16 protein-coding genes are annotated in these 20,229 nt (G+C 39.2%); 2 read left to right on the forward strand and 14 right to left on the reverse strand.

From position 1 onward, the window contains the following. Position 1: 1 nt before the first annotated feature. The 9 genes from I6E70_RS13475 to rppH form a co-directional block, all read right to left on the reverse strand. Positions 2-124 carry a hypothetical protein gene (locus I6E70_RS13475; protein WP_231620114.1) on the reverse strand — a complete coding sequence of 41 codons (123 nt, stop codon included), beginning with the start codon at positions 122-124 and terminating at the stop codon, positions 2-4. A 41-nt stretch (positions 125-165) separates the two neighbouring features. Continuing rightward, positions 166-543: a hypothetical protein gene (locus I6E70_RS13480; protein WP_197188917.1), complete on the reverse strand. Its 378-nt coding sequence runs from the start codon at positions 541-543 to the stop codon at positions 166-168. A gap of 158 nt (positions 544-701) precedes the next feature. Beyond that, positions 702-1,385, reverse strand: a complete 684-nt coding sequence (locus I6E70_RS13485) for an SPOR domain-containing protein (RefSeq protein WP_197188918.1) — start codon at positions 1,383-1,385, stop codon at positions 702-704. A 608-nt stretch (positions 1,386-1,993) separates the two neighbouring features. After that, a complete protein-coding gene (galU, locus tag I6E70_RS13490; protein WP_007583126.1) occupies positions 1,994-2,872 on the reverse strand; it encodes a UTP--glucose-1-phosphate uridylyltransferase GalU in 879 nt (292 codons plus the stop codon). Between the two features lie 23 nt (positions 2,873-2,895). Then, positions 2,896-3,747, reverse strand: coding sequence for a thymidylate synthase (locus I6E70_RS13495; RefSeq protein WP_197188919.1), 852 nt, complete (start codon positions 3,745-3,747; stop codon positions 2,896-2,898). 10 nt (positions 3,748-3,757) lie between these two features. Continuing rightward, positions 3,758-4,561 (reverse strand): prolipoprotein diacylglyceryl transferase, encoded by an 804-nt coding sequence (lgt, locus tag I6E70_RS13500; protein WP_197188920.1) that lies wholly within the window; start codon positions 4,559-4,561, stop codon positions 3,758-3,760. A gap of 13 nt (positions 4,562-4,574) precedes the next feature. After that, positions 4,575-5,384: a sulfite exporter TauE/SafE family protein gene (locus tag I6E70_RS13505; protein WP_007583120.1), complete on the reverse strand. Its 810-nt coding sequence runs from the start codon at positions 5,382-5,384 to the stop codon at positions 4,575-4,577. Between the two features lie 90 nt (positions 5,385-5,474). Further along, positions 5,475-7,739 carry a phosphoenolpyruvate--protein phosphotransferase gene (ptsP, locus tag I6E70_RS13510; protein ID WP_007583118.1) on the reverse strand — a complete coding sequence of 755 codons (2,265 nt, stop codon included), beginning with the start codon at positions 7,737-7,739 and terminating at the stop codon, positions 5,475-5,477. Positions 7,740-7,769: 30 nt separating this feature from the next. Continuing rightward, a complete protein-coding gene (rppH, locus tag I6E70_RS13515) occupies positions 7,770-8,288 on the reverse strand; it encodes an RNA pyrophosphohydrolase (protein WP_002958704.1) in 519 nt (172 codons plus the stop codon). Positions 8,289-8,971: 683 nt separating this feature from the next. Here rppH and mutH point away from each other — a divergent pair. Next, on the forward strand, positions 8,972-9,643 hold the full coding sequence (gene mutH / locus I6E70_RS13520) for a DNA mismatch repair endonuclease MutH (RefSeq protein ID WP_024589993.1): 672 nt from the start codon (positions 8,972-8,974) through the stop codon (positions 9,641-9,643). Positions 9,644-9,834: 191 nt separating this feature from the next. On the opposite strand, the gene eno is transcribed toward mutH, so the two are convergent. From eno to rlmD, 5 genes are all read right to left on the reverse strand, one after another. After that, positions 9,835-11,133, reverse strand: coding sequence for a phosphopyruvate hydratase (gene eno / locus I6E70_RS13525; protein ID WP_024589994.1), 1,299 nt, complete (start codon positions 11,131-11,133; stop codon positions 9,835-9,837). Between the two features lie 112 nt (positions 11,134-11,245). After that, on the reverse strand, positions 11,246-12,880 hold the full coding sequence (locus I6E70_RS13530) for a CTP synthase (RefSeq protein ID WP_010553216.1): 1,635 nt from the start codon (positions 12,878-12,880) through the stop codon (positions 11,246-11,248). Positions 12,881-13,042: 162 nt separating this feature from the next. Next, on the reverse strand, positions 13,043-13,840 hold the full coding sequence (mazG, locus tag I6E70_RS13535; RefSeq protein ID WP_197188921.1) for a nucleoside triphosphate pyrophosphohydrolase: 798 nt from the start codon (positions 13,838-13,840) through the stop codon (positions 13,043-13,045). 2 nt (positions 13,841-13,842) lie between these two features. Beyond that, a complete protein-coding gene (gene relA, locus I6E70_RS13540) occupies positions 13,843-15,999 on the reverse strand; it encodes a GTP diphosphokinase (RefSeq protein WP_197188922.1) in 2,157 nt (718 codons plus the stop codon). Between the two features lie 8 nt (positions 16,000-16,007). Then, a complete protein-coding gene (gene rlmD / locus I6E70_RS13545; RefSeq protein ID WP_197188923.1) occupies positions 16,008-17,333 on the reverse strand; it encodes a 23S rRNA (uracil(1939)-C(5))-methyltransferase RlmD in 1,326 nt (441 codons plus the stop codon). 109 nt (positions 17,334-17,442) lie between these two features. Between rlmD and barA the strand changes: the two genes are divergently transcribed. Beyond that, positions 17,443-20,217: a two-component sensor histidine kinase BarA gene (barA, locus tag I6E70_RS13550; RefSeq protein ID WP_197188924.1), complete on the forward strand. Its 2,775-nt coding sequence runs from the start codon at positions 17,443-17,445 to the stop codon at positions 20,215-20,217. Positions 20,218-20,229 lie beyond the last annotated feature (12 nt).

Below are 20,229 nucleotides of genomic sequence, written 5' to 3' on the forward strand. Positions count from 1 at the left end.
CCTATATCGTACTTCTGTAAGGTTGTTGAACATAATAGCTAACAAAACATGCTACTTGTTGCTTTATAAGAGCTAAACAATCATTTTTCGCATCCGCTGAATTGCTATAAGCACCTAACTTCAATCGATAAAAAGTTGTGTTATTAACACTTACGGTTTCTACATTTATCTCAGTGGATAAGATGATATTTTGTGGTATTTTTTTTGGAATTCGCTGAGCTTCTTTTGCAATGCATTTTTATTTTTAAAAGCGGCAATTTGCAAAGCAAACAATGCCGAGTCGGTTTTTAATATACTTTCGTTATTAACTACATCATTTACACGAGTATTTAGAACATCAGACTCATTTAGTTGTTTTAGGTTAGTAGCAAGCTGCGTTAATTTATTTTCTAACTTGAGTAGCTGCTCTACTTTTGGTTGAGAGCTTTCCCATTGTGCCGCAGAGCTTTTGAGCAGCTCCAAATCAGACTTTTCAATAAGAATCGGGCGGGGTTGCTTGAGCCATTTTAACTTGTTGAGATGAGTTACATGCAGATAAAACAAGTACACCCATTAGCATCATGCATTCTAAGCTCCGTTTTAAAAGCATTTTCCTTCCCTGAAATGACGTTGTTTTATGGGGTCATATACCCCCTAAACGCATTTAATTATGAAGGGTGTATTTTATGGATAAACAGATTTTAAGCAAGTTTCTATTTTAACTACAGCTTTACTGGCTTATCGGTATAGTTACTTACTATGCAATCGAGTTTGTACAACTTGAATACGTCACAGTCTGCTTTTGCATTTTTAAAGTTTTGGTAAGAGCCAAGTTTTAGCCTGTAAAACATTTTGTCGTTTATTTTGGCGGTTTCTACGTTAGTCAATATTTTGTCTCTAAACAACGGTGCTGCTTTAGTATTTAGCTCTTGCCATGCTTTAGCCACACCTTGCTCTGAGTCAACCGAAGCTACCTGTAAAGCAAATACATGTTTAGGTTTATTTAATTCTACAGTTTGTTTTTTATTACTGTAATTTTGTTTAACTTGTTGGCGTGACTTAACATTGCGTGTGTTTCGTGGTGAGCGTACAGACTTGCTGCTATACCCTTGATTAGACTGCGCAATAGCTTTGCTGTTTATAATATCGATATGATTTACGAGGTAAGTTATTTCTTTTTCTAATCTTAAAATTCGCTCTATACCTTCACGAGCTTGTTGCCACTGCATTGCGGCATCTTTTAGCTGTGCAAGTTCAAGGGCTGTAATTGATACGTAGTCAGGCGAGTTACTTTGAGGTTGTTCATCAATGGTTTTTATTTCAGGCGAGACGCTGCATGCTGTACCAAATAAAAGCATTAGCAAGCTAAGTAAAAGCCCAATGTTATTTTTTTTATATATAAACATGTATTAGTTGTCCTGAAAGCAGTGTTTTTACACTACATTTCAGTTAAACATTCTCACAAGAAAGCGTTTAACTTTATTTAAGCTGTGAGCTATAAAACTTAGCTCTTCGCATGCTTGTCAGTATTTCGTAAAACACAACGTTGCATACTCCACCCCTTCCTTGAGAGCATTATTTAATACAAATTCAATGCCAATTAACACAAACTTTACAACATAAATAACAATATGTCTGTAATGACTTAAAAACTTTTATTTTAGAGCTATTCCTTTTCTTATTTTATTCTAGGGCCTGTTGACCTTTCAGGATTAAAATTTGTTCAATCTAGGGGCCATTTAATCGCGGCGCGAGGTTTGTAACCTAGTGGGCTAAGTAAAAACCGAGTAACAAAGAGTAAATTGTCCCGAGGCAGAACCCTTCGGGCAGCGCATGTTTGGCATTTATGCTACGTTATCGCCTATTTATGGGAAATAACCACACTACATAGGCTCTGCCTTGCCTAAATACCAAACAGCCTGCTGAAAATTTAACCTCGAAAGATAAACAGGCCCTAATAAAACTCATAAAAAAAGGCGCCGATATAGGCGCCTTTCATGTTTTACGTTAACTGTTAAATCAGTTTTTTAATAAATGATTTTAATTCATCGGCAAATTCATCGCGACGAAGTGCAAATTCAATCGTTGCTTTTAAGTAACCAATTTTACTTCCACAATCGTGGCTACGGCCTTTTATAGCGTATGCATCTACTTTTTCGTGTTCCATTAACATCGCAATTGCGTCAGTTAATTGAATTTCGTCGCCTGCACCTTGCGGAGTTTTTGCAAGTAACGGCCAGATATTTTCGCTTAATACGTATCGACCCACTACAGCTAAGTTTGATGGAGCTTCATCTACTGGCGGCTTTTCTACCATATTAAGAATTGGTGAGCTTTCACCTTGCTTTAAGTCAACATCACCTAAATCAACCACACCAAACTGGTTAACTTGTGCCATTGGTACTGGTTCTACCATAATTTGGCTGTGCTTGGTTTTCTCAAAATTAGCGATCATTTCTGCTAAGTTATCTTTTTTAAGATCGCTCTCTACATCGTCAATAATTACATCTGGTAAAATAACTACAAACGGTTCGTTACCAATAATAGGCGCTGCACAACTAATAGCATGGCCTAAGCCTTTTGCTTCACCTTGGCGTACGTGAATAATGGTTACGTCTTTAGGGCAAATTGCTTGCACTTCGGCAAGTAGTTGCCGCTTAACACGCTTTTCTAAAGTAGCTTCTAGTTCAAAACTTGTATCGAAGTGATTTTCGATTGAATTTTTACTTGAGTGCGTTACTAACACTATTTCTTTAATTCCTGCAGCAACGGCTTCGTTTACTACATATTGAATTAAAGGACGGTCTACCACTGGCAGCATTTCTTTAGGAATTGCTTTAGTGGCTGGTAACATACGAGTGCCAAGGCCCGCTACTGGGATCACTGCTTTCATTTTATGTTTTCCTTAATCTTTTATTATACTGAAAATGGATATTGAATCGCTTCGTGGCATTGATAGCCTATTACTTCAAAGTCGTCTCGTGTTACCCACGTTTCTATGTCTTCTAATGATTTAATTTTTGGATTAATTTTTAACTGAGGTGGTTCAAATGGCTCACGCGTCAACTGCACGTCTCGCATCAGTTCAAGTTGGTTTTCGTAAATATGTGCATTAGCAATTTTATGATACGCCTTACCCGCTTTGTGGCCGGTAATTTGAGCCACTAACGCAAGCAACACAAAACACTGAATCTGATTGAAATTAAGGCCAAGCGGTACATCACAGCTTCGCTGGTATGACGTTAAGTATAGCGTATCGCCAAGTAGTGAAAAAGTGTGCGTATGCATACACGGACGCAAACAACCAAGCTCAAACTCACCTGGATTATAAAACGTGATTATTTCACCACGGTCATCAATGCCATTTTTTAAGTTATTAATAACTTTGGAAAGCTGATCAAGCGTTGAGCCATCTGGACGTTGCCAACCACGGCCTTGTACGCCATAAACACGGCCCATATCGTCCTCACCTTTACGGTTAGGGTTATTGAGCCATGCGTTGTTATCGTTCGCGTTGGCATCCCATGTTTTACAGCCAATCTCACGAAACTGCTCAGCGCTGTCGTAACCACGTAAATATCCTAGTAACTCAGCAATCGCTGCTTTGTAGTAACTTTTTCGCGTCGTGATCATTGGAAACTTATTATTAGCCACATCGTATTCTAAATCGGCATTAATAACGGTTAAACAACGCGTACCTGTACGTTTGTTTTCGACCCACTGACCTTCGTCAACAATACGCTGACATAATTTTAAATATTGTTTCATGCTTTTCTTATTATGCCTTAGCTGTTTTAACGTGTTGTGGTTGCTTATATGCCCAAATTAATAAACCTAAACCACCCACTATCATAGGAAGTGAAAGTATTTGTCCCATTGAAATAAAGTCGGCAAATAAACCGAGTTGTGCATCGGGTTGGCGGAAATATTCAATACAGAATCTAAACACGCCGTAACCTAATAAAAACACACCGGCTACGCTGCCTGCTGGACGTGGTTTTTTAATAAACCATTGCAGGATTAAAAACAGCACTAAGCCTTCAAAAAATGCTTCGTATAACTGCGATGGGTGACGCGCAAGCGGACCGCCCGTTGGAAATACCATTGCCCATGGCACGTCGGTAACTCGGCCCCATAACTCACCGTTTATAAAGTTACCAATACGTCCAGCTAAAAGCCCTACAGGAACCAGTGGTGCAACAAAGTCGCCTACTTGAAGCAGTGACTTTTTACGCGTCCATGAAAAAATTGCGACGGCGGTTATAACGCCAAGTGTTCCACCATGGAACGACATACCGCCCTGATCTATCCTAAATAAATACAGTGGGTTTTCTATAAAATAACTAAACTGGTAAAACAATACGTAGCCAATACGCCCGCCTAGTATTACCCCTAACATGCCGAAAAACAGTAAATCGCTTACTTGGTCTTTAGTCCAACCCGAATTTGGCTTTGACGCTTGACGATTAGCAAACCACATCGCAAATGCAAAACCTATTAAGTACATTAAGCCATACCAACGTACGCTTAGCGGTCCAACAGAAAAAATAATTGGATCAATTTGAGGAAACTCAAGTGCCATAAAAAATAAACCTTTAGCTAAAAACCATTTTAATTGCGATAACTACAAGCAGCACCGCGAAAACTTTCTTAATTGTATTAACAGGTAAATAGTGAGTTGCTTTGGCGCCAATGGGCGCAACAAACCACGAGGTAATAACAATCCCAAATAATGCAGGTAAATAAACAAACCCGGCAAAACCATGCTCTAAATCGGTAACATGCCAGCCTGCGCTGATGTAACCAATAGAGCCAAATAATGCAATAACAATTCCGCACGCTGCCGCGCAGCCAATTGCTTTTTTTATATCAACCGAAAAATAATTAAGCATCGGTACTATTAAAGCTCCGCCGCCAATCCCTATTAAACCTGATAACCCGCCCATTATTGCAGAAACGCCCCCTAAAATAGGACCAGCCGGCAACGGTTTTTCTGACATCGGTTTATTACGCGCGGAGAGCACCATTCTTGCTGCAATAAATACAACACTTATAGCAAACACTGTACGTAATATTTGTTCAGGGATTAAACTTGCTGCAAAGCCACTAATAAGTGCACCTAAAGCCACACCCGACATAACCCACGGGGCGATTGCCCAAGGCACATTATCATTTTTATGATGAGCCAGCGCTGAAGACGTTGAAGTAAATAAAATAGAAGCGAGTGAGGTTGCAATAGCAATTACTAATACATGATCAGCCGACGTTACATTAAATGAGAGTAGCAGAGTGGTTAGTACTGGAACGATAATTAAACCGCCGCCAATGCCTAGTAACCCAGCTAAAAACCCAACAATACAGCCTAGTAGTGCGCAGCTTGCGACTAACAAACCTAAGTCATACATAGTAATCTCAAATACCCTTTTAAGGTTTATATATTAAAGGATTATAAAACTAATAGCATCTGTGTATTGCAATTAATTAGGTGTACAAGCTTATTTGGGGGTGTAAAACAAATCACCTAATTTATGCTCTAGCATAAAGCTTCGCGTTAAACGTAGTACTTGTTTGGCTGTGGATTGCGCTAAACATTCACTTAGTAGTTGTTCCATGTCACTGACATTTAAACGCCTAAGTACCCACTTCACTTTATTAAGCGATGATAAATTCATACTCAGGCGTCTGTAACCCATGGCAATAAGTAAAATAGCTCCTTCAGGATCGCCGCCTAGTTCCCCACACAAACTAAATGGCAGTTCATATTGCTCACATTCGTGCGCCACTTTATTTAGTACTCTTAGTACACCTGGGTGATAAGGGTTAAAAAGTTCGGCTACACGTGCGTTAGCCCTGTCTACTGCTAATAAATACTGTGTTAAATCGTTACTGCCTACTGAGCAAAAATCGACTTTTTTTGACCACTCTGGAAGCATAAATACACTTGAAGGTACTTCCAGCATTATTCCTATGTCGGGTCTTTCTATGGTTTGCTCTGGGTATTTTTCACTTAACTCAAAATAAGCCTGTTCAAATAACGCAAGTGACTCATCAACTTCTTCAGTGCCACTGATCATAGGGAGCATTATTTTTAAATTACCCAAACCAATATTTGCTTTAAGCATCGCTTTTAGTTGATCTAAAAATAACTCTGGATGATCAAGGCTTATACGAATACCACGCCAACCTAAAAATGGGTTTTCTTCGGTAATATTAAAGTAATCAAGTACCTTATCGCCCCCAATATCCAATGTACGCATAACCACAGGATTAGGATGATAGCTAGTTAGTACTTCTCGGTACCAATTTTCTTGCTCTGATTGCGAAGGAAACTGGCCCTTTTGCATAAACCACGCTTCGGTTCGATAAAGCCCCACACCGTCACAAATATGCGCGCTACTTTGCTCGGTATTAAGCTCAAGGCCTGCGTTCAATAATAAGCTAACATGTTCACCGTCAAGCGTAATTGATTCTGAGTCTTGCTCAGCTAAAAAGCGGTTATTTAGTAGGTTATCTTGATGCTGTAACTCTGTGTATTCGTCCATCAGCATTTGTGAAGGCGATATATATAAACGCCCAGCAAATGCATCTAAAATCATCGGTTTGCCATTAAACTGCAATAGAGGTAAATCCTCTATACCCCAAATGGCAGGGATCCCCATCGCACGCGTTAATATAGAAGCATGGCTATTTGCAGAGCCATTTACGCTTACAACGCCTGTTAAGTGACCTTTTGGCACTTCAGCAAGCATGGCGGGTGTTAAGGTATTAGCAATTAAAATAGTGTTGGCCGGATAATTTTTAACAGCGTGCTCGGTATTTACAAGGTGGTGTAATACGCGAAGACCAATGTCTTTAACGTCAACAGCACGCTCTTTTATATAAGGGTCTTGCATGGCATTAAATTGAGATATTAAACGCTCTATTACAATTTTTAGGGCGCTTTTAGCACACCAGCCTTCTTGTAATTGCATTTCAACATTATGCCCTAAACTTTTAGCGTCAAGCAGTTGTTGATACACATCAAATACCGCAAGAGCTTCGTGCGGAATAGAATCGCTTAGCGTCATAGATAGGGTATTAAATTCTTTGCGCGTTGCAGCTACAGCTTGAGTAAATAAACGACGCTGCTCAGTGACGTCACTGTCTTTTAAAAGCTCAATAGATTTAAAATCAAGTTTTGGTAATACAACAAATGCTTGTCCTATACCTATTCCTGGCGCACTCGATACACCTTTTAAAACAGACGTTTGATGAGATGACTCATCTTGGCGTAATATTTCTTTAATTTCAGCATGCGCTAACTGTGAAGCAAGTTGAGCAGAAAGCGTTATTAAAAACGACTCTTCGTCTTGGCTAAATACACGTGCCATTTTTTGTTGGACAACAATAACGCCCAGTACTTTTTTTTGATGAACAACGGGTACAGATAAAAAAGCGTTGTAGCCTTCTTCATTTACTTCGGGGGAGAGCTTAAAACGAGGATGCGATTTAGCAAATGCAATATTAATAGGTTCTTCGCGTTGCGCTACTAGGCCAACTAAACCTTCGGTAAAACCAATTCTAAACTTACCTACCGCATCGGGGTTTAGCCCTTCGGTTGCCATAAGTACAAAATTGTCCTGGCTGTAATCTGCAAAATAAATGGAGCAGCACTGGGTTTTCATGGCATCTTTAACCATTTGCACAAAGCACACTAATGCGCTGTCTAAATTCGCTTGTCGCGATACAGACTCCGCAATAGATCTCAGTGTAGCCAGCATGTCCTGCTCCTTTATTTTATTCTGAATTAACTACCTTTTACTTCGCCAATGATCTTTATGTTGTTCTCTCTTATTAAAAGGCATGGCGAAAGGAGCAAACTCTTTCATTACACGTCGATAAACATCCCGTTTAAACGATACAACCTGTCTTACAGGATACCAATAACTTACCCAGCGCCAATCATCAAATTCAGGATGATGGGTTTTAAGTAAATTTACATCTTCGTCTTTACAGCGTAATTTTAGTAAAAACCATTTTTGTTTTTGCCCAATACACACCGGACTAGAGTCTCGGCGGATTAATCGTTTGGGTAATTTATAGCGTAACCAATGTTTTGAGCTTGCGACTATTTCTACATCTTCTGGTCGCAACCCTACTTCTTCGTGTAATTCACGGTACATGGTTTGTTCTGCAGTTTCGCCATCATCAACACCACCTTGGGGAAATTGCCAAGAGTGTTGACCATAACGTCTGGCCCAAAAAACCTGTCCCTGATTATTGCAAATCACAATTCCGACATTGGCACGAAAACCTTCGGCATCAATCACCTTAGTGCCTCATTTGTAAGTCGATTTTTAATGATTGTTCCACATTAGCCGCAATACGGCAAATACTATTATACCCAACCCGATTAGTAAGCTAAGTTTGAGCTTTTAGTACATTGATAAATTATGGAGAGTGGGTAAATATTTGGAAAATAACTTAACAAGGCTATTGCGGTTCTTGTTTTCCTCTAGTTACTCACAGTTTGTGCATAACTTTTGTAAAACACGCTCATTTTGCAAACAAATCCACAATATTAGATCTAAAAACTTGGCTTCTCCACAGATTCTGTGGATAAACATGTTCATATAGTTGTATTTATCCTTACAACTTTTAAATTGCTTAATCAAAACTGAATGTACAACATTAAAAAAACCAACTGAGTCAGTAACTTAAAGTAAAGCAGCTTAATTTCAATATGTTCAAAATTAACCCAAACAACAAGCGAGCAAAAAACACACAACTCTAGTGATATCCACGGCTTAGCCTATTTGCTATCATGGCTATGATATTTATACAACCGAAATTAAGAATACTAATTACGTTGCATTGATATTTATAATCGCAATAAAAAGTAGCTCAATAACAAAAAACTATCATATGCAGTTTCTCCGCATAAGTAATTTCAACGTAGTTAGTGAGTTGTTAAACCTCTATAATATTCATATTTTAATAAAATTGGCATGACATGCGACCTACAAAACCACACTCAATAAACGATTTAATGCAACGCGTTAATAATATTGCCGGATTAACTCTAGGGCAGCTTGCTAACAAGTATAATTTTAAAACGCCAGATGATTTACTGCGCGAGAAAGGTTGGACTGGTCAGTTAATTGAATACGTACTAGGTGCTACTGCGGGCTCAAAACCACTTCCGGATTTTGAAGATTTAGGAATTGAGCTAAAAACACTCCCTATTTCCTATAAAGGTAGGCCACTTGAAACTACGTTTGTATCGGTTACACCTTTAATGAACGTTACAGGAATGACTTGGCATACCAGCTCTGTACGTAAAAAACTAAATCATGTTTTATGGCTGCCAATTTTAAGCGAACGTGATATTGCCCCGTTTGATAGAACCATTGGCAGCGGCTTTTTGTGGCAACCCTCACCTGAACAGGACGCTTTATTACAGCGCGACTGGGAAGAGCAAATGGAGCTAATTGCGCTAGGTAGAGTCGACGAAATATCAGGCCATTTAGGCGATGCGATGCAAATACGCCCTAAAGCTGCTCATAGTAAAATAGTGACTGATGCTATTGGTCCAAATGGGCAAATAATTAAAACCCTACCCCGTGGCTTTTACTTAAAAACCAGTTTTACAGGTGATATTTTAAAACAGCAGTTTCAGCTTTAACTGTGTTATAAAATATTAATTGTTGAGCCATTTTTGTGGGTACCCTCTTTTCGCACTGCGTGCGCGCGCCAGCAAGCTTAACGCTACAACTTATTCTCATCTCTTTGAAAAAGTATCAGGCATAAAAAATCCCCGCTTATGCGAGGATTTTATCATCTAAAATTAAAAATTAGATTCTATATAAAATAGAATTACTGACCTTTAACTTCTTTAAGACCGTTGTACGGTGCTTTATCACCTAATTGCTCTTCAATACGTAGCAATTGGTTGTACTTTGCAACACGGTCAGAACGGCTCAATGAACCTGTTTTAATTTGACCTGCAGCAGTACCAACCGCTAAATCAGCAATTGTTGAATCTTCAGTTTCACCAGAACGGTGAGAAATAACAACAGTAAAACCAGCATCTTTAGCCATTTTGATTGCAGCTAAAGTTTCAGTTAAAGAACCGATTTGGTTAAACTTAATTAAGATTGAGTTAGCAATACCGTTGTCGATACCACGTTTTAAAATCTTAGTATTTGTTACAAATAAATCATCACCTACTAATTGGATTTTATCACCCATTAGTTTAGTTTGATGTGCAAATCCATCCCAATCAGACTCATCAAGACCATCTTCAATAGAAACGATTGGGTACTGATTAGTAAGATCTTGTAAGAAGAAGTTAAATTCTTCAGAAGTGAATTTTTTGCCTTCACCCTTAAGGTCGTAGATGTTTGCTTCTTTGTCGTAGAACTCAGATGCAGCACAATCCATCGCTAAAGTAATATCTTTACCTAGCTCGTAACCTGCGTTTGCAACAGCTACTTTAATTGCAGCAAGAGCCGCTTCGTTAGATGCAAGGTTTGGTGCAAAACCACCTTCATCGCCAACCGCTGTTGAATGACCATCAGCTTTAAGTACTTTAGCAAGGCTATGGAATACTTCAGCACCCATACGTAGGCCTTCGCGGAAGTTTTTAGCGCCAACAGGTTGGATCATGAATTCTTGAATATCTACAGAGTTATCTGCATGTTCACCACCATTGATGATGTTCATCATTGGAAGTGGCATAGAGTAAACACCTGGCGTGCCGTTTAAGTCAGCGATATGTTCATAAAGCTCAACTTTTTTAGACTGTGCAGCTGCTTTCGCAGTTGCTAGTGATACAGCTAAGATTGCGTTTGCACCTAATTTTTCTTTATTTTCGGTACCGTCTAAATCTAGCATCACTTTATCTACAGCGCTTTGATCTAATGCACTTTGGCCTTTTAAAGCATCAGCAATTTCGTTATTGATATAACCAACTGCTTTTAATACACCTTTACCTAAGTAACGTGATTTATCACCGTCGCGTAACTCTAATGCTTCACGAGTACCAGTAGATGCGCCTGAAGGTGCTGCTGCACGACCCCAAGAGCCATCTGCTAAATGTACGTCTGCTTCAACAGTTGGGTTACCACGCGAGTCCATAATTTCGCGACCGATTACTTTTACGATTTCTGACATCTTGATTCCTCTATATTCCCAAAATGGTGAGTTCAGCTAACTTTACTACGTTTTATATAGCTTAGTCAGCCCTTAAAACAAAAAAGCCGTGCAATATGCACGGCTTTTAAAATTACGAATTCGCTTTTTGGTGGATATGCGCGGCTGCTACAAACCCTTCAAATAACGGATGACCATCACGTGGAGTTGACGTGAATTCCGGGTGGAACTGCGCGGCAATAAACCATGGGTGATCTTTATTTTCGATAATTTCTACCAGTTTTTTATCTTCTGATAAACCAGTAAAGCTTAAGCCTGCTTTTTCAAGTATTTCTACAAAGTTATTATTTACTTCGTAGCGATGACGATGACGTTCAACTATTTCGTCGCTGCCATATACTTCGCGTACTTTAGAACCTGGTGTTAAATGACATTTTTGTGCGCCTAAACGCATAGTGCCACCTAAATCAGATTTTTCGCTACGTGTTTCAACATTACCTTCAGCATCTAGCCATTCAGTAATTAAGCCAACTACTGGTGCTTCTGAATTTGCATTAAACTCTGTAGAGTTTGCATCCGTTAAACCTGCAACATTACGTGCATATTCAATTAATGCTACTTGCATACCTAAACAAATACCTAGGTATGGTACTTTATTTTCACGTGCGTATTTAGCCGCTAAGATTTTACCCTCAACACCACGTCCGCCAAATCCACCCGGTACTAAAATAGCATCTAAGTGTGAAAGTAATTCAACACCTTTGTTTTCTAAATCTTGTGAATCTACGTATTGAATATTAATTGTTAAACGGTTTTTAAGGCCCGCATGCTTTAATGCTTCGTTAACCGATTTGTACGCATCTGGTAATTCAGTGTATTTACCAACCATACCAATTGTCACTTCACCCGTTGGGTTAGACTCTTGATAAAGTACTTGTTCCCACTCAGCTAAATCAGCTTCTGGTGGATCTAAGTGAAAACGACGACATACGAAGTTATCTAATTCTTGCGTTTTTAATAGCGCTGGAATTTTATAAATGCTGTCTACGTCAGGTAATGAAATAACCGCTTTTTCTTCTACGTTTGTGAATAATGAGATTTTTGCACGCTCATTATTAGGTAGTTTACGGTCTGAACGACAAATAAGAATATCTGGCTGAATACCTACTGAGCGTAACTCTTTAACAGAGTGCTGAGTTGGTTTTGTTTTAACTTCACCTGCAGGGCCTAAAAATGGCACTAACGTTAAGTGAATAAATAGCGCGCGTTCGCGGCCAATTTCAGTTCCCATCTGACGAATTGCTTCAATAAACGGTTGTGATTCTATATCACCTACAGTGCCGCCAATTTCTACAATAGCAATATCATAACCTTCAGCACCGTCGTATACACGTTGCTTAATATCGTTAGTGATATGTGGAATAACCTGAATAGTAGCGCCTAGGTATTCACCACGGCGCTCACGACGTAATACGTCTTCATATACACGGCCTTGTGTGAAGTTATTACGACTAGTCATTTTGGTACGAATAAAACGCTCGTAGTGACCTAAATCAAGGTCAGTTTCTGCGCCGTCTTCTGTAACGTAAACTTCACCGTGTTGAATTGGGCTCATTGTGCCTGGGTCAACGTTGATGTAAGGATCCAGCTTTAAAATGGTAACATTTAAACCACGGGCTTCTAAAATAGCGGCCAGTGAAGCTGCGGCAATACCTTTACCCAACGAAGAAACAACTCCGCCAGTAACGAAGATAAATTTTGTACTCATGCGAACCCTAGAATATCAGGAATTAAAAGGAATATAACACCCAAAGAAGAGCCTAAGGGTATATCATCAAGACGGGGCGAAATTGTACCAAAACACTGCTTATCAATCCAGCTAAAATTAGCTAATACGCGCACAAAAAATGTGCACTATTTAACATTAAGCCTATTTTACTTTTTTAATCGCATCCCACGCACTATCCATCTCTTCAAAGGTTGCTGTATCTAAGCTTTTACCTTGCGCATGCAAATAGGCGTTTACCTTTTCAAAACGCGCTGAAAACTTATCATTAGCGCTACGAAGCAGCTGTTCGGGGTCTCGTTTAACATGGCGTACAACATTAACAGTGGCAAAAAGTAAGTCGCCGAGCTCTTCCGCTGTATGATCAGATAACGGGTCTTGCTCAATAGCTTCTTTTACTTCAAGCACTTCTTCGCTCACTTTATCAAGTGCACCGTGATACGTTGGCCAATCGAAACCAAGTGCGGCAACGCGTTGTTGAATTTTTTTGGCTTTACTTAAGCTTGGCATATTGGCAGGAATATCTTGCCAAAAAGAAGGTGATTCTGTTTGCGCTCTAGCACTGCGCTCTTGTGCTTTGATTGTTTGCCACTGCTTCGATAGCTGCTTATCTGTTAGCTCTTTTTTATCGCCAAATACATGCGGGTGACGACGGGTAAGCTTATCGTTTAATTGCTCTACTAGATCATTAAAATCAAATAGATTTTGCTCTTGTGCAAGCTGCGCATAAAAAATAATTTGAAATAACAAATCACCCAATTCACCTTTAAGCTCATCTAAGTTGCCTGACTCAATACAGTCGGCAACTTCGTATGCTTCTTCTAGTGTATGCGGCACAATAGATTTAAAATCTTGTTTAAGATCCCACGGGCAACCGCCCTTGGGATCTCGCAGTGTTTTCATTATGCTAAGAAGTTGTGTAAGCGCTGCATTATCATTCATGATTAATGACCACGCTTGGCATCGTGTACACCTTCAATTTGGTGTAACTTAGAAAGAACACGGTTAGTACCCGATAAGTCGTGTACTTCTATTTGCATCGTAAATATAGCTAACTGATTATCTTCAACCGTATTTACGTTCATGTTTAAAACATTTACTTTTTCATTAGCAAGTACTGAGCTTATATCGCGTATTAGCCCTGAACGATCGGTGGCTTCTATTTTAATACTTAGTGCGTACGAGCCGTTGATATCATCAGACCAACTTACCGAAATAACACGCTCTGGATGCTGATTTTTTAAGTTATTAAACGAATCACAGTCTTCCTTATGAACACCTATTCCTCGACCTTGCGTTATATAACCTATTATCTCATCGCCAGGGACAGGACGACAGCATTTGGCTACATGGCTCATTAAGCTACCAACGCCATCAACCACTATGCCGTTTTTGTCACCGGTTACTTTGCTAGGCGCTTTAATACGAATAACCGGTTCATCTTCTGTCCGATCACTTACAAAGTTAAGCATTTGATTGAGGCGTACATCGCCCGCACCAATTGCAACCATTAAGTCATCAAGTTCTTTAAAGTTAAAACGCTTGATGGCAGGCTCTAAATCTTTGTATGTTAAATTAAGCTTTTGTAATTCACTGTCGAGAATTTCTTTCCCCGCACTTAAGTTTTTGTCGCGGTCGAGCTGTTTAAACCAGTGATGAATTTTGGCTCTAGCGCGCGATGACTTAATGTATCCTAATGACGGGTTTAACCAATCACGACTTGGATTTGGTTGTTTTTGGGTCAGTATTTCTACCTGATCCCCAGTTGTAAGTTGATGCGTGAACGGCACTATTTTGCCGAATATTTTTGCGCCAATACAACGATGCCCTACATTTGAGTGAATGTAGTAAGCAAAATCAAGTGGTGTAGCGCCAAGTGGTAAATCGATAATATCGCCGCTTGGGGTAAATATGTATACGCGGTCTTCTACTACTTGGTTTTTAAGCTCTTCTGCTAAATCACCACCATCAACCACTTCTTCTTGCCATTGGAGTAACTTACGCAACCAGCTAATTTTTTGCTCATAACCCGAGCCGCGTCCCGGTAATGCACCTTCTTTGTACATCCAGTGTGCAGCTACACCCAACTCAGCATCTTGATGCATATCGCTGGTACGAATTTGTATTTCTACTGTTTTACCTTCAGGCCCAAATACTACGGTATGGATTGACTGATAGCCGTTTTGTTTTGGGGTTGCTACATAGTCGTCAAACTCTTTATTAAGATGACGCCAATTGGTGTGCACAATACCCAGCGCGCCATAACAATCTTGTAGGCGTTCAACAACGATACGCATTGCACGAATATCAAAAAGCTGATCAAACTCGTAGTTTTTTTGCTGCATTTTTTTATAAATGCTGTAAATGTGCTTGGGGCGGCCATAAACTTGGGCCTCTATGCCCACTTCACTTAAACGGTTTTTTACTTGCTCAACCATATCTTCCATATAGGCTTCGCGCGTAAGACGTTTGTCGTCAAGTTGTTTGGCTATGCTTTTATAGGTGCCTGGGTGCAAATATCTAAACGATAAATCTTCCAGTTCCCACTTTAATTGCCCTATTCCTAATCTGTTTGCCAATGGTGCAAAAATATCAGCCGTTTCTTTAGCGGCAATGACGCGGTCTTCTTCATCCGCATTTTTTACATTACGTAAATGACATACCTGCTCGGCAAGCTTAATGACCACGGCGCGCACATCTTCAACCATGGTTAATAACATTTTTCGAATATTATCAACTTGCATAGTTCCTTTACCTTGATGCGATAAAGTACTAATAGTGGCCATTTGTGCAACCCCAGTTAACAGCATGGCTATATTACTACCAAGCTGCTCTTCTATGGTTTCTAGTGATATTAAATCGTTTAAAAAATACGGGGTTAAATACGCAGTAGCTAACGATTCGGGGTCGAGATTTAGCTCAGCTAAAATTTCAACCATTTCGATTGCAGTAGTTTGCCTGCTTTCATTATCACATTTTACGCAGAGCGCTTGCGCTTTAGTAAGTAGCTCTGTTTTTTCTTCAGACAAGGCAAGAAATGAAAGCCGAGTGCTAAAATCTGTTGTCTCATCTTGTTGATGTGATTGTCGTGTAGCTACCATAATGCGTTCTACCTCCGTTGAAATAACGCCATAGTTTCAATATGCCCTGTATGAGGGAACATATTCATTAGCCCAATTTTATTAAGATCAAAGCCAGCTTGTGAAATAATTGCGCTGTCACGGGCTAAAGTAACAGGGTCACAAGAGACATATAAAATAATTTTAAACTGCTTTAAAGATAATTGCTCTAATACAGCCATTGCACCAGTCCTAGATGGATCGAGTACAAGCACATCTAAGTTTTTACTAAACCATGGGGCGCTCTGTATGCTTTGCGTTAAATCAAAGCAATGAAACTGCGCATTGGTAATAGAGTTAGTTTGCGCATTTTGAGCAGCCATTGCAACCGCTGAAGTCACACCTTCTACGCCAATTACAGATTTTGCTTGTTTTGCCAACACTAATGAGAAATTACCAATGCCACAAAATAAATCCAATAAATTTTCATCACCTTTTAAATCAAGCCAATTTGCGGCTTGCTTTAACATAGCTTCGTTAACTTGCGCATTTACCTGAATAAAATTACCTAAACCAAATTCAAATTTTAGATCAAACTCTTTAAGATAATAAAACGGCATGGCTAAGTGTGAATGCTCAATTACATCGTTCTCGCTTTGCCATACAACTTCAAACTGTTGGCTTTTTGTTATGTGCTCAACCAAAGCCTTTGTATCATCGTTAATTGCTTTAGTGTGACGAATAACAACAAAGTTTTTCTCATCACTTTGGCATAACTGTAAATGGCTTATACTGTGCAGCGCTTTGTGTTGATTAATTAAACCATCAAAAAGTGTAAAAACATCTGCAAATACTTCATCAAGTACTGCACATTTATTAATACTGACAATATTTTTTGAACCACTGGCTCTGTAACCCACACGCATTTTTTTTGCTGCTTTATCAAACATAACGGCTATGCGAGCGCTGCGCCTGTAATGCACAGACTTACTTAATAATGGAGCTTGCCAGTTTAAGCTGTTTAATTTAGCAAACTTACTAAATAGCTGAGTAACTGCAGTTTGTTTTTCTACAACTTGTTGGCTTACTTCTAAATGCTGTAATTGGCAGCCACCACACTGATTATAGTGCTCACAAAAAGCGTCTACTCTTGATTCACTCGCTTTAATAACTTTAATTACTTTTGCACTGCTGTATTTAGCTTTATCTTCGACGAGCGTTGCTTTAACTGTTTCATTTGGTAATGCACCGCTTACAAAACATACTTTATTATTATGCTTCGCAATGCCACGCCCTTGATGATCCATTCCCGTTATATTTAATTCTAATGTTTGTTGCTTAAGCGGTTTTTTTTTCGCTTTAAAAATTTGCGCCATTAGGCATTACCTTCAGTTTATTTATGAAGCACCTATATTTAGATGCTTTAGAATGCGTGTTGAACCGTATATACTCAAATCATACTAATAACGATAAAACGCTCCCATTATGACCAAATTAGGCTTACGCGATTCTGTTTTAACACTGACCCTGATCCCAACGGTGATCATAGGATTACTACTTGGTGGCTATTTTACAATAAATCGTTACATTGAGCTTGATGAAATTTTATATCAGCAAGGTACTACTATTTCTGAGCCCCTTGCTATTGCGCTTGAGCAACCCATGCTCGAAAAAAACAAACAGCTATTGAATCGCCTTATTAGCTACACACATAACAAGCACTCCCCTACAATTAAGTCGATTGCAATTTTTGATAAAAATAATACGCTATTAATGACGAGTAATTATCACCGCTCATTTGAAAAGTTAATTAATCAAAAGACGCTCATAAATTTAAAAACGACCCACGTGCAAAAGTCAGATGAGCTTGTTACATTCTTCACGCCCATTATTAACCATACAAATCACGACTCTAAATGGGATCCATCTGCTTTTCAGTCATCTCTGGGCACCGTTATTATACAGCTAAACAAAGACCAAGCGGTTATAGGGCAGCAACGTGCTTTATTAATTAGCGGTATTGTAATTATTTTATCATTGGTATTTGCAGCAATTTTAGCTTTAAGGTTAAGCCGCATGTTTATGACGCCGCTTAATAAGTTAGTACTTGCAACCGACAAGTTAGTCGAAGGTAAAAGAAGTACTGGCCTTAACGACAACATGATAGGTGAATTTGAGCTATTGCGAGAAGGCTTAAATACCATTGCTCACACTATGGTGATGCAAAAAGATGAAATGCAAAAAAATATTGACCAAGCAACTAGCGACTACCGCGAAACACTAGAGCAATACGAAACTTCAAATATAGAGCTCTCATTTGCAAAAAAAGAAGCTCAAGATGCTAACCGTGTAAAATCAGACTTTTTAGCTAAAATGAGTCACGAACTTCGTACTCCGTTAAATGGTGTTATTGGATTTACACGCCAGCTTTATAAAACACCGCTGAATAAACATCAAAAAGATTATCTCGATACTATTATGCTATCAGCAAATAGTTTAATGACTATTATTAGCGACATTCTAGACTTCTCCAAACTAGAAGCGGGTGCAATGGAACTTGAGTCGATTCAGTTTCAACTTCGTGATGCTGTAAATGAAGTGATGACACTACTCGCTCCTAGCGCACACGATAAGCAATTAGAGCTATCCATTTACATTAACCAACAAGTACCAGATGACTTAACGGGCGATCCCACTCGCTTTAAACAAGTGCTGATAAACCTATTAAGTAATGCGATTAAGTTTACTGAAAAAGGCTCCATTAAGGTCGACATAAGCCATCGGTTACTCGACGACGAACGTACTTCTTTACTTGTGTCAGTAACAGATACTGGCGTGGGTATACCTGTGGATAAGCAAGACTCTTTATTTACGCCATTTGGGCAAGCAGACTCAAGCATTACACGTAAGTTTGGTGGTACAGGCCTTGGCCTCATTATTACCAAGCATATTGTTGAAGCGATGAATGGCCGCATAACATTAAACTCTGCACCAGGTAACGGTACCTGTTTTACATTCAATAGTGTGTTTAGTTTGCCCAATCATGTATTTACTAACGACTTACCGACTAAATCGCTCATTGGTAAGCGTATTTTGTATTTAGAGCCACACGAGCATACACATCACGCTGTACTTTCGTTATTGACTCAGTGGGAATCAAGCGTAACGGCATGTTTTAACGAGACTAGCTTTTTAGACGCTATAAAAAATACTGAACATAAATATGATGTTTGCTTAATTGGCCATATGGCATCAGTTGATGATATGCAGCAACTAAAAAGCTATGTGAAAGCCGTGCGTGAATCTACTGATTACTTATATTTAATGCTTAATACTGTATCGCACAATATGCGAGAAGCCTTTATAGGCAGCGGTGCTGATGCGTGTTTAAGTAAACCACTTAATCACCGTAAGTTGTGTGAGGTACTTGCCGCACCTTACAGGCTTGACCACCCTACTCATAATATTGAACAAAACGATCAAGCTTTGCTGCCGTTAAAAGTATTAGTTGTTGATGATAACGATGCCAACTTAAAACTTCTCCATACTTTATTAAGTGAACAGATTGAAGTAATAGAAACGGCACATAATGGTTCACAAGCATACAGCTTAAGTAAAAGTCATAAATACGACATAATTTTTATGGATATTCAGATGCCAATTATGGACGGTATAACCGCATGCAAGCTTATACAAGAATCATCACTTAATGAAGATACACCCATTATCGCTGTAACGGCACACGCCCTTCAAAGCGAAAAAGAGCAACTACTAAAAGATGGCTTTAAAGGCTATTTAACTAAGCCTATTGATGAAGATATGCTTAAACAAATTATTAGCGATCATAGTCCACAGACCCCGGTTAATCGCGATAAAGCTAAAACAGATACACCACAAAGTCCTGCACCATTTCAAAGTAGTCGAATTGATTGGGCACAAGCCCTGCAGCGTGCTGGCGGAAAGAGCGAGTTAGCGCTAGAGATGCTTAATATGCTACTTCTAAGCGTCCCTGAAACTCTTACATTGCTTGCTAAAGCGATAGAGAGTAATGATTGTCAGCAAGTCTTAAGTATTGTCCACAAGTTTCATGGCGCATGTTGCTACACTGGTGTACCTAAACTTAAATCACTCGCAGAAACAATTGAAACATCACTTAAAAATAAATGCTTGTTAGAGAATATTGAACCTGAATTATTTGAGTTACAGGACGAGCTTGAAAACTTACTTGCTGATGCAAGCGTAACTGAGCTACAAAGATAAGCTTTGAATTTT

The organism is Pseudoalteromonas sp. NGC95 (assembly GCF_015864705.1).
GTDB lineage: Bacteria > Pseudomonadota > Gammaproteobacteria > Enterobacterales > Alteromonadaceae > Pseudoalteromonas > Pseudoalteromonas arctica.

Coding starts and splice junctions, on each gene's coding strand:
- mutH (WP_024589993.1), top strand. CDS start 8,972: ATGCGACCTACAAAACCACACTCAATAAACGATTTAATGCAACGCGTT.
- I6E70_RS13485 (WP_197188918.1), bottom strand. CDS start 1,385: ATGTTTATATATAAAAAAAATAACATTGGGCTTTTACTTAGCTTGCTA.
- relA (WP_197188922.1), bottom strand. CDS start 15,999: ATGGTAGCTACACGACAATCACATCAACAAGATGAGACAACAGATTTT.
- barA (WP_197188924.1), top strand. CDS start 17,443: ATGACCAAATTAGGCTTACGCGATTCTGTTTTAACACTGACCCTGATC.
- I6E70_RS13495 (WP_197188919.1), bottom strand. CDS start 3,747: ATGAAACAATATTTAAAATTATGTCAGCGTATTGTTGACGAAGGTCAG.
- rlmD (WP_197188923.1), bottom strand. CDS start 17,333: ATGGCGCAAATTTTTAAAGCGAAAAAAAAACCGCTTAAGCAACAAACA.
- lgt (WP_197188920.1), bottom strand. CDS start 4,561: ATGGCACTTGAGTTTCCTCAAATTGATCCAATTATTTTTTCTGTTGGA.
- eno (WP_024589994.1), bottom strand. CDS start 11,133: ATGTCAGAAATCGTAAAAGTAATCGGTCGCGAAATTATGGACTCGCGT.
- galU (WP_007583126.1), bottom strand. CDS start 2,872: ATGAAAGCAGTGATCCCAGTAGCGGGCCTTGGCACTCGTATGTTACCA.
- I6E70_RS13505 (WP_007583120.1), bottom strand. CDS start 5,384: ATGTATGACTTAGGTTTGTTAGTCGCAAGCTGCGCACTACTAGGCTGT.
- I6E70_RS13530 (WP_010553216.1), bottom strand. CDS start 12,880: ATGAGTACAAAATTTATCTTCGTTACTGGCGGAGTTGTTTCTTCGTTG.
- ptsP (WP_007583118.1), bottom strand. CDS start 7,739: ATGCTGGCTACACTGAGATCTATTGCGGAGTCTGTATCGCGACAAGCG.
- mazG (WP_197188921.1), bottom strand. CDS start 13,840: ATGAATGATAATGCAGCGCTTACACAACTTCTTAGCATAATGAAAACA.